This is a genomic window from Rhodococcus sp. 077-4 (assembly GCF_047782425.1).
Taxonomy (GTDB): domain Bacteria; phylum Actinomycetota; class Actinomycetes; order Mycobacteriales; family Mycobacteriaceae; genus Rhodococcoides.
Window position 1 is genome coordinate 1102581 of the sequence record NZ_JAJPWC010000001.1, and the last position, 15342, is coordinate 1117922.

The following is a 15342-nucleotide window of genomic DNA, read 5'->3' on the forward strand; positions in this document are numbered from 1 at the left end:
TGAGCCGTGGCGAGGCCCGTATCCAGATCGCAAACGCGCGCGCGTTTGTCAGGTGCGCGGGGAATCGCCCGTCTGGCCAGGCGATTTCGCGAGCGTTCCGCGAATGCGCGCGCGTTTGCCGCAGAACCCTGGGGCGGGGGGTTCAGCCCTCTCGGGTAATGGCCGCGAGTACCGCCGTCAACACTCGAACAGCGCCGTCTTTGTCCAGTGGATCGTTGCCGTTTCCGCATTTGGGTGATTGCACACAGGAGGGGCAGCCGGTCTGGCATTCGCAGGAGACGATGGCGTCTTTCGTGGCCTCGAGCCAGTCGGCGATGGCCACGTGACCGCGGTCGGCGAAGCCTGCTCCGCCGTCGTATCCGTCGTAGACGAAGACGGTCGGCAAGCCGGTGTCGGGGTGCAAGGCCGTCGACACTCCGCCGATGTCCCAGCGATCGCAGGTTGCCACCAGAGGCAGCAATCCGATCGCCGCGTGCTCTGCCGCATGCAGTGAACCGGGAAATCGCTCGAACGGAATGCCACTGTGCTCCAACAACTCCGGGGTGATGGTGTACATGACGGCTCGAGTGTCGAGTGTCTGCGCCGGCATGTCGAGTTCGATCGAATCGAGAACCTCGCCCGAGGGGAGGCGTCGTAGATATCCGACAACCTGATGCGTCACGTTCACCTGCACCAGCGCGACGCGTACCTCGCCGTAGTCGATGGATTCGTGCACGGCAGTGATCGAGATGTCGGTGATCTCGCGGGCGGAGGTGTTCCATTCGGGCTGCTCGGCGTGCACCAGCGCGAGGCCGGCATCGAGGTCGAGTTCGTCGACGACGAAGGATTCGCCCTGATGGATGTGCACTGCTCCCGGATGCGCAGTGGCAGGGGCACGTCCGCCGTCGACGGTGCCGAGCATGCGGCCCGACTCGCCGTCGACGATGGCCACCTGCACGCCGGTACCGCCGCGAATGTTCACCGCACCGTGCGGCGACAGTTGCTGCCCCTCGGGGGAGATGAACCACCCGTGCGGACGCTTGCGCACGTAGCCCTTCAGCTCCAGTTCCTCGAGCACCGACTCGGCGCTCAGTTCCTCCGCCTCGGCCAAGCTGATCGGCAGTTCCACTGCAGCGCAGAGCAATTGCGGGGCAAGAATGTACGGGTTGGTGGGGTCGGTGACGGTGGCCTCGACGGGCTTGTCCAACAGGGCTGCCGGGTGATGCACCAGATACGTGTCGAGGGGATCGTCGCGGGCAACCAGCACCAGCAGCGAGCCCTCCCCGCGCCGCCCGGCCCGGCCGCCCTGCTGCCAGAACGACGCGACGGTGCCGGGGAAACCGGCGACGATCACCGCGTCCAAGCCGGCGATGTCCACGCCGAGTTCGAGCGCGTTGGTGGTGGCAACTCCGAGCAATGTGCCGTCGGACAGATCGGATTCGAGTTTTCGCCGATCCTCCGCCAAATACCCTGCGCGATAGGCGGCGACGCGTCGCACCAACTGCGGATCGACGTCGGCGAGAATTCTCTGCGTGCCCAGCGCGGTCACCTCGGCTCCGCGTCTGGACCGCACGAATGCCAGGGTTCGTGCGCCCTCGACCAGCAGGTCGGCCATGATGCGCGACGCTTCGGCCCCCGCGGATTTCCTTACCGGAGCGCCGTTTTCGCCGGTGATCTCCTTGAGTAACGGCGGTTCCCACAGTGCGACGGTGCGGGCCCCGTGCGGGGATCCGTCTTCGGTGACCTCCTCGCACGGAGCACCGATGAGGCGGCTCGCGGCCCGTCCTGGTTCCGAGGTGGTCGCGCTGGCGAGAACGAACACCGGTGACGCGCCGTATCGCGCGCACAGGCGTCGCAGCCTACGTAGGACCAGCGCAACATTCGATCCGAAAACGCCTCGATAGTAATGGCATTCGTCCACCACCACATAGCGGAGATTGCGCAGGAAACGCGACCACCGCTCGTGCGCACCGAGGATGCCGAGATGCAGCATGTCGGGGTTGGTGAAGATCCATCGTGCATTGGTGCGGACCCACTGGCGGATCTCGATCGGGGTGTCGCCGTCGTACGCGCTGGGGAACACCTCGGCGAGTTCGCTTGACATCGAACGTAATTCGTCGGTGATCGAGATGGTGGTGCGCAGCTGGTCGGCACCGAGGGCTTTGGTCGGAGCCAGGTACAGCGCGGTCGCCCGGGCATCGGCGGAGAGCGTCGTCAGGATGGGGAGTTGATACGCCAGCGATTTACCCGATGCGGTGCTCGTGGAGAGCACCACATGATTGCCCTCGGCGGCGAGCGTTGCCGCCCGCGCCTGATGCGTCCACGGTTGTGCGATCCCACGAGAGGTGATCACCTGCACCACTTCCGGGCCGACCCACGACGGCCAGGATGCGAATTGCGAGGCCCGTGCCGGCAGCTCGGCAACGTGGGTCAACGGGCTCTCGCTCGCGGGCGAGCCCGCCAACACTCGATCCAACAATCGTTGCCCGTAACTCCGCGCATCCGCACCGCCGTGCGGATGGTTCTCGCTCACTGCCGGTCTCCATGCATTCGTTCGATCTACAAGCGCCGTCGGGCTCTTCGCGACCTGGGTTCTATATGCTATCGCGGACCATGCGGAGCGCCCTCTTGCCCTGGTGGGAGCAGCATTCGACGTTCCAAATGTTGTAACTTTCAACAATACGGACGAAATGTTCGAAAACGGTCGACTTTCGACTGTTGCGAATGCGGAGATCATGGTTCACTTGACGCGGTCGCAGCTTCTGTGTTCGTTCTACGCTCGCAGGATCTATCGTTGCGGGCGCGGTACTGGGAGAGCTCGTCCGTCAGGGGGAATCCTGAGGGGGATTCATACAAGTGCAGCGGTCGGAACCGGCCCGATGGACCGAAAGTGCGCTCCATCGAATCCGGTGTTAGAAAGTGAAGGAAAAGCATGGCACAGGGAACTGTGAAGTGGTTCAACGCCGAAAAGGGCTTTGGATTCATCGCACCAGAAGACGGCTCCGCTGACGTCTTCGTTCATTACTCCGAGATTCAGGGCAGCGGCTTCCGCACCCTCGAGGAGAACCAGCGCGTCGAGTTCGAGGTCGGCCAGGGCACCAAGGGTCCTCAGGCAACGGGCGTACGCGCAGTCTGATTCTCTTCTTTTCGGAGTCGAGAACCACCATCCCCCTTTTCTATCGGTCTGCAGAAGCCGATCGAAAAGGGGGATGTTTCGTTTCGGCGAACCACCCGGGAGCGTCGAAAGCCGTGAGCGCGGGCGTCGATGTCCTAATGTCCATGCTGTGAACCAGCTGTCCTTCTTCTCCGCCGAATCGTTGCCGCCCGCGGTGACCGATCTCGCTGGGCTGCTGGCTGCCACCGGCCATGTCGTCACCTCCTCTGGTTCTGCCCGGATTTCCGTCGTGGTCGACGCGCAGTGGCGCGCGGATGCCATCGCCGAACTCATCGAGCAATGTGGTCTGACGCCGGAGCTCGGTCGATCGGAGGAGGACCGGCCTCTCGTGCGTACTGCGTCGGTGCCCGAACTGTCCGCATTGGCGTCTCTGTGGACCAAGGGCGCTGTCAAGGCCGTTCCGCCCGGTTGGGTACCGGGTTCGCGGGAACTGCGCGCCTGGGTGCTCGCGTCGGGTCGTCCCGAGGCGGAGGGGGAGCGATACGTGCTCGGCCTCGATCCGCACGCACCCGAGACTCATGCGGTGCTCGCTCAGTCGTTGATGCGGGCCGGTATCGCGCCGACGCTGATCGGCACGCGCGGGTCCAATCCGGGCCTTCGAATCACCGGTCGACGCCGGCTGTTGCGTCTCACCGAGAACGTCGGCGAGTCTCCTACCGACGTGGACGCCCGTACCAATTGGCCACACGCTGAGTAGGAACTTCGATGACTGATCTGCGAGTATTTGCCCGACGTATGTCAGTCTGTTAGGAGTGGGACGGGCAAATCTGTCTGTGAAAACGCACTAGGGAAGGTTCGGCAGCAAGGTGGCAGCACGTAAGAACGGCACGGGGGACAGCTCCGCCGAGCCGCGTCGTCTGGTCATCGTCGAGTCTCCGACCAAGGCCAAGAAGATTGCCCCTTACCTCGGCAGCAACTACGTCGTCGAGGCCTCCGTGGGCCACATTCGCGACCTCCCCCGCGGTGCCGCCGACGTTCCCGCCAAGTACAAGGGAGAGCCCTGGGCGCGTCTCGGAGTGGACGTCGACCACGACTTCGAGGCCCTGTACGTCGTCTCGCCCGAGAAGAAGGGCAAGGTCGCAGAGCTGAAAAGCCTGCTCAAGGACGCCGACGAGCTGTATCTCGCCACTGACCCCGACCGCGAGGGTGAGGCCATCGCCTGGCATCTCCTCGAGACCCTGAACCCCAAAGTCCCCGTTCGACGGATGGTGTTCCACGAGATCACCAAGCCGGCGATCCTTGCCGCCGCCGCCGATACTCGCGACCTCGACCAAGACCTCGTCGACGCCCAGGAGACCCGTCGTATTCTCGACCGTCTCTACGGCTACGAGGTCAGCCCGGTGCTGTGGAAGAAGGTCATGCCGAAGCTCTCGGCAGGCCGAGTGCAGTCCGTGGCAACCCGCATCATCGTCCAGCGTGAGCGCGAGCGGATGGCCTTCCGCAGTGCCGAGTACTGGGACATCTCCGCCACCCTCGACGCCGGTGCCGACGCCACGCCGCGCAGTTTCGGTGCGCGTTTGGTCAATGTCGACGGCAACCGCGTCGCCGCCGGCCGCGACTTCGGACCCGACGGCAAGCTCAAGACCGAGTCGGTGACCGTTCTCGACGAACCGCGTGCCCGACGCCTCGCCGACGCTCTCGAAGGCGTCGACCTCACCGTCGCGTCGGCCGAGGACAAGCCGTACACGCGTAAGCCGTACCCGCCGTTCATGACGTCGACGCTGCAGCAGGAGGCGGGGCGCAAGCTGCGCTTCAGCTCCGAGCGGACCATGCGCGTGGCGCAGCGTCTGTACGAGAACGGCTACATCACCTACATGCGTACCGACTCGACGTCGCTGTCCGCATCTGCGGTCTCCGCGGCACGGGCGCAGGCGACCGAGCTCTACGGTCCCGAGTACGTGCATCCGACTCCGCGGCAGTACACCCGCAAGGTCAAGAACGCGCAGGAGGCGCACGAGGCCATCCGCCCCGCCGGTGACGTGTTCCAGACCCCCGGTCAGCTGCACTCGGCACTGCAGACCGACGAGTTCCGGCTCTACGAGCTGATCTGGCAGCGCACGGTCGCGTCGCAGATGGCCGATCTTCGCGGTACCACTCTGACGCTGCGCATCACCGGAACCGCGGGCACAGGCGAGGAGTGCACGTTCTCCGCTTCGGGTCGCACCATCACGTTCGCCGGCTTCCTCAAGGCGTACGTCGAGAGCGTCGACGACGAGGCAGGCGGTCAGACCGACGACGCCGAGTCGCGTCTGCCCGCGCTGAAGGCTGGCCAGGCGGTGACGGCAACCAAGCTCGATCCCGACGGCCACACCACCAACCCGCCTGCACGTTTCACCGAGGCGTCGCTCATCAAGACGCTCGAAGAGCTGGGAATCGGTCGGCCGTCGACGTATTCGTCCATCATCAAGACCATTCTCGACCGCGGATACGTCTACAAGCGTGGCAGCGCACTGGTGCCGTCGTGGGTGGCGTTCTCGGTGATTGCGTTGTTGGAGGCGCACTTCGGACGGCTGGTGGACTTCGACTTCACCGCAGGCATGGAGGACGACCTCGACGCGATCGCGGGAGGCCGTGAGCGACGCGGCAATTGGCTGCAGAACTTCTACTTCGGCGGCGAGACCGGTGCCGAGGGTTCGGTGGCGCGCTCCGGTGGTCTGAAGAAGATGGTGGGTCAGAATCTCGAAGAGATCGATGCCCGCACCATCAACTCGATCCGCCTGTTCGACGACTCCGAGGGTCGCGAAATCCATGTGCGCGTAGGCCGTTACGGTCCGTACCTCGAGCGCATGGTCAAAAATGACGACGATCCCGATGGGGATCCGATCAGCCAGCGCGCCAATCTGCCCGATGATCTTCCGCCGGACGAGTTGACGCTCGACTTCGCCGAAAAGCTCTTCGCCACACCGCAAGAGGGCCGCAAGCTCGGTGTGGATCCGTTGACCGGTCACGACATCGTGGCCAAGGAAGGCCGTTTCGGGCCCTACGTCACCGAGATCCTGCCCGAGCCGGAACCCGAACCCGCGCCCCCTGAGCCGGATATCGTGCCGGTGCCCCAGGACAACGATTCGGGCGGTGGCGTCAAGACTGCAGTGAAGAAGGCTGCGGCCAAGAAGGCACCGGCGAAGAAGGCAGCGAAGAAGGCGACCGGCCCCAAGCCGCGCACCGGTTCACTGCTCAAGTCCATGGACCTCGCGACCATCACGCTCGAGGATGCGCTCAAGCTGCTCTCGCTGCCGCGCCTCGTCGGAGTCGATCCTGAGTCCAAGGAAGAGATCCTTGCGCAGAACGGTCGCTACGGCCCATACCTGAAGAAGGGCACCGACTCTCGCTCGCTCGCCGACGAGGACCAGATGTTCACCGTCACGTTGGACGAGGCACTGAAGATCTACGCCGAGCCCAAGCGTCGGGGTCGTCAGGGTGAAGCCAAGCCGCCGTTGCGTGAGATGGGCGTCGACCCCATCAGTGAGAAGCCGATGGTGATCAAGGACGGCCGCTTCGGGCCGTACGTCACCGACGGCGAGACCAACGCCAGCCTGCGCAAGGACGACGACGTGGAGTCGATCACCGACGATCGTGCGTCGGAGTTGTTGGCGGACAGGCGTGCTCGCGGTCCGGTGAAGAAGAAGGCACCCGCCAAGAAGGCCGCTGCGAAGAAAGCTCCGGCTAAGAAGGCGGCGGCGAAAAAGGCTCCGGCGAAGAAGGCTGCTGCCAAGAAGACTCCCGCCAAGAAGGCCCCGGCCAAGAAGTCTGCTGCGAAGAAGACCGACGGCGAGTAGCCGTCGAACTCGACGTTGTGGACGGAAATACGGCCGAAACTCGCCACAGCTTCGAGTTCGGCGCGGAACATTCTGCGGTCGGGACGCGTCCCACTGCCGTGAAACGCAGAATGATCGGGGTCGTGACCCTGGGGTGCACAGTGCTGACGCTGGCCGGCTGCTCGCAGGAGGTGCAGGGCCGGGCGACCGCTGGGGCGCAGGTCTCGCCCTCGTCCTCGGCGTCGAGGCCGGACGTGCCCGCAGGGGAGCTGTTGGATCCGTGCTCGCTGCCGCTCGAGAGCTTGGACCCGAAGGGTGCACTCGACCTGAAGGACTCGGTCACGCCACGGACACCCGACACATCCGGCGTCTGCGTGTGGACGAGTTCGGACTTCTCGTTGTCGGTGAGCATGACCGTCAGCGAGTTCATGCTGTTCGACAATCCCGAGTCGATCCCGAGCTTGGAGGACGTCCGCTCGAAAAAGGTGGGAGACACCGAGCTCGACCTGTTTCGAATCACCTCGAAATTCGACGACGACGGTACGAGCCAGTCGTGCAACGCTCAGACCGAGACCTCGGCGGGCAACGTGAGCCTGAGCGTCATCGAGATCGACTTCGAACCCGCGGAACCGATCGATGCCTGCGCGACGACCGAGGACATCCTGCGTTCGCTCGAGCCGTACCTGCCCGCGCCGAAGTAGTCGGTCCCAACCATTAGGGTTGGCGTCATGGCGGGTGTGTTCGATCGGTTGGTCGGTCAGGAAGATGTCGAGGCCGACCTGACGGCCGCCGCGGTGGCCGCTCGCACCGGGGTCGATTCGTCGGCAATGACGCATTCGTGGCTGTTCACCGGCCCGCCCGGATCCGGACGTTCCATCGCCGCCCTGTGCTTCGCTGCGGCGCTGCAGTGCACCACCGAGGGCTCACCTGGGTGCGGACATTGTCAGGCCTGCTCGACGACGATGGCCGGTACCCACGGCGATGTGCGACGCGTCGTGCCCGAGGGATTGAGCATCAGCACCAAGGAGATGCGCGACATCGTCTCCATCGCCTCGCGTCGGCCCAGTACGGGGTTGTGGCAGGTGGTGGTGGTCGAGGACGCCGATCGCCTCACCGAAGGTGCCGGAAACGTGCTGCTCAAGGTCGTCGAGGAGCCGCCGGCCAGGACGGTGTTCCTACTGTGTGCGCCGTCGGTGGATCCGCAGGACATTTCGGTGACTCTGCGCTCGCGATGCCGTCATGTCTCCTTGGTGACGCCCACGGTGCCGGCGATCGCCCAGGTGCTGCAGACCCGCGACAAGCTCGACGCCGAGACGGCGGAGTGGGCCGCGTCGATCAGTGGCGGCCACGTGGGCCGGGCGCGTCGCCTCGCCACCGACGAGGACGCGCGGGCGCGGCGCAAACGTGCGCTGGCTCTGGCGTCGGCTGCAGCGCGGCCCAATCAGGCGTACCTCGCGGCCGAGGAGTTGGTGAAGGCCGCCGAGGACGAGGCCAAGGAGATGAGTGCCTCCCGCGACGAGGCCGAGACCGAGGAATTGCGTACGGCCCTCGGCGCGGGCGGTACCGGTAAGGGTGCTGCGGGGGCGCTGCGCGGTTCGGCCGGTGTGCTCAAGGATCTCGAGAAGCGGCAGAAGTCTCGCGCCACCAGAACCGGTCGTGATTCGTTGGACCGAGCGCTGATGGATCTGGTCGGTCTGTACCGCGATGCGTTGGCGCGCTCGTACGGATCGACCGCCACGGCGACGCACCCCGATATGGCGGAGCAAGTCGAACGCATGGCCAAAGCGGTGTCGCCCGAGGCGTTGCTGAAGAGTATCGAGGCGATCCTCGAATGCCGAGAGTCGTTGGCTGTCAATGCAAAACCGAAGTTCGCCATCTACGCGATGGTTGCGACGCTGGGCGACGTGCTGCGTTAGACCTGCGCTTTTTTCCGCGCTCGCGAAGCCCGAAGATTGGCAACGTTGCCGCAGGTCTTGACGTCGTGCCAGACGCCGCTGTTGTTGCGGGAGCGATCGTAGAAGGCAGATCCGCAGGCCTCGTTCTTGCATCTCTTGAGTCGACGCCACGTGTCTGCCTGTTGGGCGAGAAGTACTTCGGCCCAGATCTGCGACGCAATGTAGTCGGCACCGGTGCCGGTGGGCGAGAGTCGGACGGAGCCATCGGAGTCCGGTACCAGTTCGACGGTCACAGCGGGGATCGGCGCCAGCTCGCCGGCGATGGCTGCCTCGACGTCGGCGCGCAGCGCGCGGAGCGTGGCCGCATCGTCGTCCGACAGCCGCTCTCCCCAGGTGGCGGATGCAGTGTCGCCGTCGGCGATGAGATCGGGCAGGCCGTAGGGGGCGATGGCTCGCGTGTTCAGCAGGTCTTGAACGACGCTCAGACCGTCCGGTGCCGGAGCGAGGCGAAAGCGCTCCGTCGGCGACGGCAAACGGCTCGGTGACATATGTGAACCCTATTTGACTATGTCGTTTGGGTCAACTAGGAATGACAGAATCAAAAGCATTTGACCTCTGTCTGGAAGGGCGACGACCATGGTGTCGATTTCAGGAGCAACAGTGTTGGTGACCGGCGGTCAGCGCGGTCTGGGTAAAGCAACGGTCGACGCGTTGCTCGAGCGTGGGGCCGCGAAGGTCTACGCGACGGCGAGGAGCCCGCGAGAGGACTCCGATCCGCGGGTGGTGCCGGTTGCCCTCGATGTCGCCGACGCCGATTCCGTTGCAGCGCTTGGTGATATCGCGTCGGATGTATCGATCGTCTTCAACAACGCCGGCGCTCCCGGAACGGGACCGTTGCTGACGACACCGATCGACGACGTTCGCGCGGTGTTCGAGACCAACGTGTTCGGCGCGCTGCGAATTGCGCAGGAGTTCGCGCCGATCCTGAAGGCGAACGGCGGCGGGGCGTTGATCGACATCCACTCGGTGCTGTCGTGGCTCGGCGGCGCGGGTGCCTACGGGGCGTCGAAGGCGGCGATCTGGTCGGCCACCAACTCGCTTCGGCTCGAGCTCGCACCCCAGGGGACGCTCGTCGTCGGGGTGCATCTGGGATACACCGACACCGACATGATCGCTGATTTGGACGTGCCGAAGAACGACCCACGAGACGTGGTGCGTCAGGTGCTCGACGCGGTCGAAGCCGGCGAGACGGAAGTGCTCGCCGACGATCTGACCAGGCACGTCAAGTCGATCCTCAGCGGACCGGCAGAGGGATTGGGCCTCGCTGGCTGACCGGCGAGGGGAGGCGATTTTCGTTTCGACGTGATGCTCCGTTAGACTCACCAACGCCGAAAGGCACGCCGCCTTAGCTCAGTCGGTAGAGCATTTCACTCGTAATGAAAAGGTCAAGAGTTCGATTCTCTTAGGCGGCTCAGAGACGAAAGCCCCTCACCAGCGGGATCCGGTGAGGGGCTTCTTCATGTCCTGCTCGGGTGAGCGTCAGGCCGGCTGATGTGGTCGCAATGTGGTTGCATCGCGCTCACGAGCTTGCTTCTCGGCTGACCTTTCTGCGTCGGCCACATCCAGTGCTGTCCCCAGTGCGTCAGCCTCAGGCGTCAGATGGTCGTACAGATCGGCCGTGATCGACACCTGCGAGTGACGCAGGGTCTTGGACGCCAGTGCGAGGGGCACTCCGTTTATCAACATCAGCGTCGCGGCGAGGGGTCGAAGGTCGTGGAGCCGGCACTTCGGTAACTGCGAGCAATAGCAGGTCAAGAGGACTGAATGAAGCGGGGGTGTAACCGAGACCAGGGACGTCGCGTCCGGTCTCGGTTGGACACGCGTGCGCGCACACGCGCACGCGTGCGCGTGGCCGTCTCGTCTGGGCAGACAGCAATGGCCCCACCGACGTGAATCGGTGGGGGCCATCAGTGACTAGCTTCGGTCAGGCTGTCTCGAGGAATCTGACGTCTACGTGCAGGCCTGCGTTCGCGGCCATCTTGAGCAGAGCGTCGGTGGTGAACTTCGAGAGCTTCCCGGTGTTGAGCTGAGAGATCCGTGGCTGTGTGACGCTGAAATGCATTCCGGCCTCGGTCTGATCCCAGCCCTGGGCAGTCATGTGTGCGAGCAGAGCGTCCATGATCGTGGACTTGACCCGGACCAGTTCTGCTTCGACCGGGTCTTCGTAGAGGGCGTCCCAGATATCGTCTGTGACGGTGACTTTCGTGTCGTTGTTGCTCATGTGGGGGTCCTGTGCTGGGTGAGTAGTGCTGGGTGTGTCAGGTCCCCGCCGCGTGGTGCTGCGCTGTGGTGTAGCGGGCTTGACCTTTGGCGATGTCCTTAGGTGACGTGGTCTGCGTCTTTTTCACGAACGAGTGCAGTACATATACGTAGTCGCCGAAGGATGCGACATAGAACACTCGATATATGTTGTTGGACTGACGGACCCGGATTTCGTAGACGCCTTTTCCGACAGTCTTTATCGGGGTGGCGTCGTGTGGATGCCCGCCCTGCTGGACGCGCAGCAGCTCACGGCCGAAGTCCTGTTTGACCTCGGTCGGGAACGCTCGGATGTCGTCCTGGGACGAACCGATCCACACCACCTTCTTCACCCGAAAATTATATCTCTCACGATATATGCAGTCAATACTGGCACGGATATAAGTGCAGGTGGGTCGGGTTGACGGCCATCCAGTTCACGGTGCGAGAGCCGTCACCAACGTGCTCAACGGGTGACACAAAGCGCCTATTGGCGCTAGTGTCCGGGCTGACGCCAGCCCTCGGGCTCATTGTCGGGTGAGTGAGTCACCTCGACGGCGCTGGCCACGTTGTCCAACTCGAAGAGAACGTGTCCGTCCTCGTTGCGTGCGACAAGGTGTCCGCTGTGCGTGTTGAATGAGTGGACGCGTGGATGAACTTCGGTGGTGCCGTCTGGGTACGTAATTCGTAATCCCATGTGTTGACACGCTATCGAAGTGAAGTCCGCGGTGGCGGCAGTTCGCGAGCAGTCGATGTCCCGTCTCGGCCGTTGGTCGATCGTTCTGGCCCTGTCGGTGCGACGGACTACTCTCCATTGATGTCGATTGAGTGGGTGGGCGATGCGTGGGGCTGGTTCAACACGGGTCGTGTTTCGGCCACTGCTGCCGCTGTATCGATGGGCGCCGCAGTGTCGGCTGCAGGAGTTGGAATAAGAACGCTGCGCCGGTCGAAACGTGACAGCAAGAGTCGTTCTCGACCAATGGTCGGTGCGGAACTCATTCCAGACCGGTGGGCTCGAGACGTCGTCAACCTGATAGTCAGGAATTTCGGTCCCTCCGTTGCCCGGAACGTTCGCGTCACGTTCGACCCACCACTCTCAGACGAACCTGACGATGTAGGCCAGCAAAGCCCGTCTCTGTTCATCAACCGCCGGTATGCGGGTCCAATCCCAACCTTGATGCCAGGGGCCGAGCTGCGGAACACGTATTGGGACTTCGACGAATCGACAGAGCCGCCTCAAATGGTCACCGTTACAGTCGACTGCGAGTCAGCGGATACCAACTCCCGTGGTGAGCCGGATCGGTACAGCGATGTGTTTCACCTTGATCTGCGGGTGGTCAAGGCGGGTACTTGGGTGGAGAGCAGTCGTGCACCCGAAGCGCAGTTGCAGAAGGGTGTGGCGGCGCTGAATACGATCGCCGGCCGACTGAAGGCCTCGAAGCTTTGATAGAGCCCCGTCTGTGGCACGAGCCTTGGCCCATGTCATCCGGTTGAATGACGTTAACGTGCAACGCATCACGGACCCGGTTTCCACCAGGCTTCTCTGGTGACCATTACGCATGACAGCCGCAGGTTGGTACCCGGACCCGGTCGATCCCACGTTGACGCGCTACTGGGACGGTGCGCAGTGGACTCCAGCCGTCCAGTCGCGCCCCGTACCGCACACCGTGGCGACCCTGTCGCCGGCGGCGAAGAAGCCGAACAAGACGTTGCAGACCCTCTGCGTGATTTTCCTCGTGGTGTTCATCGGTGGAATGGCCGTGTCTGCGATCGAGAACAACACCGCGACCCAGGCATCACTCGAACGCGGACGTCGGACAATGCTGAGACCGTCGCGGCAGTGGAACCAGTCCAGACTGCCGATGCTCCGAACATGTACAGGCCCAAAGACACTCTGGCCTACGACGGTGGCCTTCAGGCCGCTGTCACCTCGGTGGCCCACGGCCCGTCGACGAGCATTCTCGACGACGAAGGCCCGTACACGATCATCTCGTACCAACTCCCCACGGCAGCCGCATCGGCCTACCCCAAGGGGTAGACGTGAACTCCAGTAGAAAGGCCCTTCGGTCAGCCGGAGGGCCTTTGTGCTGCCAAAAACTGCGCAGCCTGTCGGTGGTTGGTCCTACACTCCGCGCCATGCACAAACTCAATGACGACGCTTGGAACAAGAGCGCTCCGTACCTCGCCTCGGATATCGGCGGGTATCCGCCGAGCATCGTCCACCACTCGATCGCTCTGCTCTTGGGTGATGAGGAGGTCACCCAGTCGCGGGTCGAGTACGTCATGGGTATTCGGCAGGCCGATGGTTCCGAGAAGTGCACATGGCGCGTGTGGGTCACGACGGCACATCACCTCGCCCACGTCGACGTCGAGATCGACGCCGACACATACACGCTGGACGAAGAACAGGAGCGGTATCGCCAGATCAACCCTGCTGTCGCTCGGGTTCGCGCCGCGTGGATCAGGCCACTCTCCGCGATCCTTGAGCTGGCGTTGGTCGGAGACACATCTGCAAGGTCTTCGGCTGGCCGAGAGCGATGGATCCGCATTCCGGCGATCAAGCTATCGTTCGCACACTTGCAGCCGGTGTCAATCCCGGTCGACGTTGCCGACCGCCGAGGCGAAAAGGAGCGAACGGCCAGTTTCGTCGACGTGCTGCGGGGCGCGGTGCAACAGCCGCATCAACACCCTGATAATTCCAAGAGGGCTGCCGATGTCAACGAATGACCACGAGTCCGCCTCCGACTTCGACAAGTGGGTTGCGATTTCGCTAGCGCTCCCTGAATACGTGCACCTCGAGACGGTTACGTCGATTATGGTCAATGACGACTACCTGCAGCACCGCGGAATTGCGCAGGACACATACGATTCGCGCTGGCTCAGAACGCCGCTGCCTGTTCAAATCGGTTGGCGTCGTATCGAGAAGCCGACCCATCCCATCGTGGAACTGACACTGATCGCGTCAGAAGTTCTCGACGAATTCCTTGGCCACACTCGGACGAAACCTGCAACCGCGGAGAAGCCCGACGTTCCTGGTGCCACGACAGTTGCGGTCTGCGTAGTGCCGGTGCACGACTTGGACGCCGCGTTTACTCAGCAGGATGGCGTTCTCGACGTCGTTACACTGGCCAATCTGCTTGTTGCTGACACAATCCGAGCGCTAAGAATGATGACGGGTATTCCGCTCAAAGATGTTCTATATAGGCAGCTTTCGTCAATTGTTCCAACGCTCCTAGGGAGACGGAAGGCCGAGACTGTCGACTGGAGCGACGGTCCGGTGATTTTCCTACAGCACTCAATGGCGGATCTGGTTTCGAGCGATCCGATTTCTGCCGACGACGAGGTCGTACTAGGCCAGGCTCTCTACCAGTTGTCTATCGGCCGACCGGCAGCAGTGGTTCGAGATCACGTAGGTAGGGCTGGCGCGGCGACAGCAAGTGGCGACCATCCGGCGGCTCTTGTGGCCTATGCGACCGCTTGCGAAGTGGCCCTCGATAATTTCCTCACAGCAATGATGTGGGAAGAGGGGATGACGCCAGCCGACGCGGCCGATGGCTGGGACAACTCCCTCGCGAATCGGATCAAACGGAATTACGCCTCAAGGCTGGGTGGAAACTGGAGTATGAAGACATCGACCGCGCTCACCGCCTACTCGCGTGACGTAGCGAAGCCGCGCCACCGCATCGTTCACGCCGGCGAAACCGTGGACGGGCCCGCTGTCGAACGCGCAGCAGTCGCAGCAGAAGAGCTTTTCTCCTTCGTGACCAAATTGCTGGTCAGTCGAGGTGCCTCGTACCCAAAGACGATCTCACTGCTATTGGGGAGAGACTCATTACAGCGCTACGGCGGGGAAGCCACCAGGAGTCTGCTCAAGGCACACGAGGACCACAACGATCGGTGGGAACACGAGTTCGGTCTGTGGCGGAAACAGTGGTTCGATCTGGTCTGGGGCGCGTGACATACGCGGCAACGATCGACCTTCCCGCGGCCGTGATTGAGCAGATGAGCAGGACGGATCGTGGACGTGATGTGGTCGCAGAATGCTGACTGTTGCCGAGTCCTGCGTGGAATCAGCGAGCAGCTGGTCGGGGCCTGAGCAGGTCGTATGTACCCTAGCGGAGCGGGGACCATTCCGTATTTGTCACTCGTAATGAAAAGTCAAGAGTTCGATTCTCTTAGGCGGCTCCGACACGTTTCGGAACAGCGGTTATGCACTTCGCATAGCCGCTGTTTCTGTCTC

The 15342-nt window shown here is 63.2% G+C and carries 15 protein-coding genes, 1 tRNA gene and 1 pseudogene; 12 read left to right on the forward strand and 5 right to left on the reverse strand.

The genetic code is table 11. From position 1 onward, the window contains the following. Nucleotides 1–142: 142 nt before the first annotated feature. On the reverse strand, nt 143–2512 hold the full coding sequence (locus tag ACNEOT_RS05335) for a DEAD/DEAH box helicase (RefSeq protein ID WP_415972728.1): 2370 nt from the start codon (nt 2510–2512) through the stop codon (nt 143–145). A 399-nt stretch (nt 2513–2911) separates the two neighbouring features. Between ACNEOT_RS05335 and ACNEOT_RS05340 the strand changes: the two genes are divergently transcribed. From ACNEOT_RS05340 to ACNEOT_RS05360, 5 genes are all read left to right on the forward strand, one after another. After that, entirely contained in the window at nt 2912–3115 is a 204-nt protein-coding gene (locus ACNEOT_RS05340; RefSeq protein WP_005248460.1) for a cold-shock protein, read from the forward strand. A gap of 148 nt (nt 3116–3263) precedes the next feature. Then, nucleotides 3264–3851 (forward strand): hypothetical protein, encoded by a 588-nt coding sequence (locus ACNEOT_RS05345; protein ID WP_415972732.1) that lies wholly within the window; start codon nt 3264–3266, stop codon nt 3849–3851. A 109-nt stretch (nt 3852–3960) separates the two neighbouring features. Beyond that, the gene (topA, locus tag ACNEOT_RS05350) at nt 3961–6930 is read left to right on the forward strand and encodes a type I DNA topoisomerase (RefSeq protein WP_415972733.1); all 2970 of its coding nucleotides are present in this window, start codon (nt 3961–3963) and stop codon (nt 6928–6930) included. Nucleotides 6931–7052: 122 nt separating this feature from the next. Continuing rightward, nucleotides 7053–7610 (forward strand): DUF3558 family protein, encoded by a 558-nt coding sequence (locus tag ACNEOT_RS05355; protein ID WP_415972735.1) that lies wholly within the window; start codon nt 7053–7055, stop codon nt 7608–7610. 27 nt (nt 7611–7637) lie between these two features. After that, on the forward strand, nt 7638–8825 hold the full coding sequence (locus tag ACNEOT_RS05360; protein WP_415972737.1) for a DNA polymerase III subunit delta': 1188 nt from the start codon (nt 7638–7640) through the stop codon (nt 8823–8825). Here ACNEOT_RS05360 and ACNEOT_RS05365 read toward each other — a convergent pair. Further along, the gene (locus ACNEOT_RS05365) at nt 8822–9352 is read right to left on the reverse strand and encodes a CGNR zinc finger domain-containing protein (RefSeq protein WP_415972739.1); all 531 of its coding nucleotides are present in this window, start codon (nt 9350–9352) and stop codon (nt 8822–8824) included. The genes ACNEOT_RS05360 and ACNEOT_RS05365 overlap by 4 nt on opposite strands. 88 nt (nt 9353–9440) lie before the next feature. On the opposite strand from ACNEOT_RS05365, the gene ACNEOT_RS05370 reads away from it, so the two are divergent. Together ACNEOT_RS05370 and ACNEOT_RS05375 are read left to right on the forward strand one after the other, a co-directional pair. Then, nucleotides 9441–10136 (forward strand): SDR family oxidoreductase, encoded by a 696-nt coding sequence (locus ACNEOT_RS05370; RefSeq protein WP_415972740.1) that lies wholly within the window; start codon nt 9441–9443, stop codon nt 10134–10136. A 67-nt stretch (nt 10137–10203) separates the two neighbouring features. Next, nucleotides 10204–10276: transfer RNA gene (locus ACNEOT_RS05375), tRNA-Thr, on the forward strand. 512 nt (nt 10277–10788) lie between these two features. Here the strand turns inward: ACNEOT_RS05375 and ACNEOT_RS05380 are convergent. The 3 genes from ACNEOT_RS05380 to ACNEOT_RS05390 all read right to left on the reverse strand — a co-directional run bounded on the left by ACNEOT_RS05380 (nt 10789) and on the right by ACNEOT_RS05390 (nt 11799). Continuing rightward, complete coding sequence (locus ACNEOT_RS05380; protein ID WP_415972742.1) at nt 10789–11085, reverse strand: helix-turn-helix domain-containing protein; 297 nt, start codon at nt 11083–11085, stop codon at nt 10789–10791. Between the two features lie 37 nt (nt 11086–11122). Next, the gene (locus ACNEOT_RS05385) at nt 11123–11455 is read right to left on the reverse strand and encodes a type II toxin-antitoxin system RelE/ParE family toxin (RefSeq protein WP_415972744.1); all 333 of its coding nucleotides are present in this window, start codon (nt 11453–11455) and stop codon (nt 11123–11125) included. Between the two features lie 143 nt (nt 11456–11598). Next, complete coding sequence (locus ACNEOT_RS05390; RefSeq protein ID WP_415972745.1) at nt 11599–11799, reverse strand: hypothetical protein; 201 nt, start codon at nt 11797–11799, stop codon at nt 11599–11601. A 120-nt stretch (nt 11800–11919) separates the two neighbouring features. Between ACNEOT_RS05390 and ACNEOT_RS05395 the strand changes: the two genes are divergently transcribed. The 5 genes and pseudogenes from ACNEOT_RS05395 to ACNEOT_RS05415 all read left to right on the forward strand — a co-directional run bounded on the left by ACNEOT_RS05395 (nt 11920) and on the right by ACNEOT_RS05415 (nt 15060). Further along, nucleotides 11920–12549 (forward strand): hypothetical protein, encoded by a 630-nt coding sequence (locus ACNEOT_RS05395; protein WP_415972747.1) that lies wholly within the window; start codon nt 11920–11922, stop codon nt 12547–12549. A 112-nt stretch (nt 12550–12661) separates the two neighbouring features. Continuing rightward, nucleotides 12662–12751, forward strand: a pseudogene (locus ACNEOT_RS05400) (DUF2510 domain-containing protein); the annotation flags it as partial. 224 nt (nt 12752–12975) lie between these two features. Further along, nucleotides 12976–13140 carry a hypothetical protein gene (locus ACNEOT_RS05405; protein ID WP_415973718.1) on the forward strand — a complete coding sequence of 55 codons (165 nt, stop codon included), beginning with the start codon at nt 12976–12978 and terminating at the stop codon, nt 13138–13140. Between the two features lie 98 nt (nt 13141–13238). After that, nucleotides 13239–13829 carry a hypothetical protein gene (locus tag ACNEOT_RS05410; protein ID WP_415972748.1) on the forward strand — a complete coding sequence of 197 codons (591 nt, stop codon included), beginning with the start codon at nt 13239–13241 and terminating at the stop codon, nt 13827–13829. Next, on the forward strand, nt 13816–15060 hold the full coding sequence (locus ACNEOT_RS05415) for a hypothetical protein (protein WP_415972750.1): 1245 nt from the start codon (nt 13816–13818) through the stop codon (nt 15058–15060). The genes ACNEOT_RS05410 and ACNEOT_RS05415 overlap by 14 nt, the downstream gene beginning before the upstream one ends. Nucleotides 15061–15342: the final 282 nt, after the last annotated feature.

Bases quoted from the DNA above. Each gene is read 5' to 3' on its own strand.
- ACNEOT_RS05340 (WP_005248460.1), top strand. From the start codon at position 2,912: ATGGCACAGGGAACTGTGAAGTGGTTCAACGCCGAAAAGGGCTTTGGA.
- ACNEOT_RS05360 (WP_415972737.1), top strand. From the start codon at position 7,638: ATGGCGGGTGTGTTCGATCGGTTGGTCGGTCAGGAAGATGTCGAGGCC.
- ACNEOT_RS05365 (WP_415972739.1), bottom strand. From the start codon at position 9,352: ATGTCACCGAGCCGTTTGCCGTCGCCGACGGAGCGCTTTCGCCTCGCT.
- ACNEOT_RS05370 (WP_415972740.1), top strand. From the start codon at position 9,441: ATGGTGTCGATTTCAGGAGCAACAGTGTTGGTGACCGGCGGTCAGCGC.
- ACNEOT_RS05380 (WP_415972742.1), bottom strand. From the start codon at position 11,085: ATGAGCAACAACGACACGAAAGTCACCGTCACAGACGATATCTGGGAC.
- ACNEOT_RS05390 (WP_415972745.1), bottom strand. From the start codon at position 11,799: ATGGGATTACGAATTACGTACCCAGACGGCACCACCGAAGTTCATCCA.
- ACNEOT_RS05395 (WP_415972747.1), top strand. From the start codon at position 11,920: ATGTCGATTGAGTGGGTGGGCGATGCGTGGGGCTGGTTCAACACGGGT.
- ACNEOT_RS05405 (WP_415973718.1), top strand. From the start codon at position 12,976: ATGTACAGGCCCAAAGACACTCTGGCCTACGACGGTGGCCTTCAGGCC.
- ACNEOT_RS05410 (WP_415972748.1), top strand. From the start codon at position 13,239: ATGCACAAACTCAATGACGACGCTTGGAACAAGAGCGCTCCGTACCTC.
- ACNEOT_RS05415 (WP_415972750.1), top strand. From the start codon at position 13,816: ATGTCAACGAATGACCACGAGTCCGCCTCCGACTTCGACAAGTGGGTT.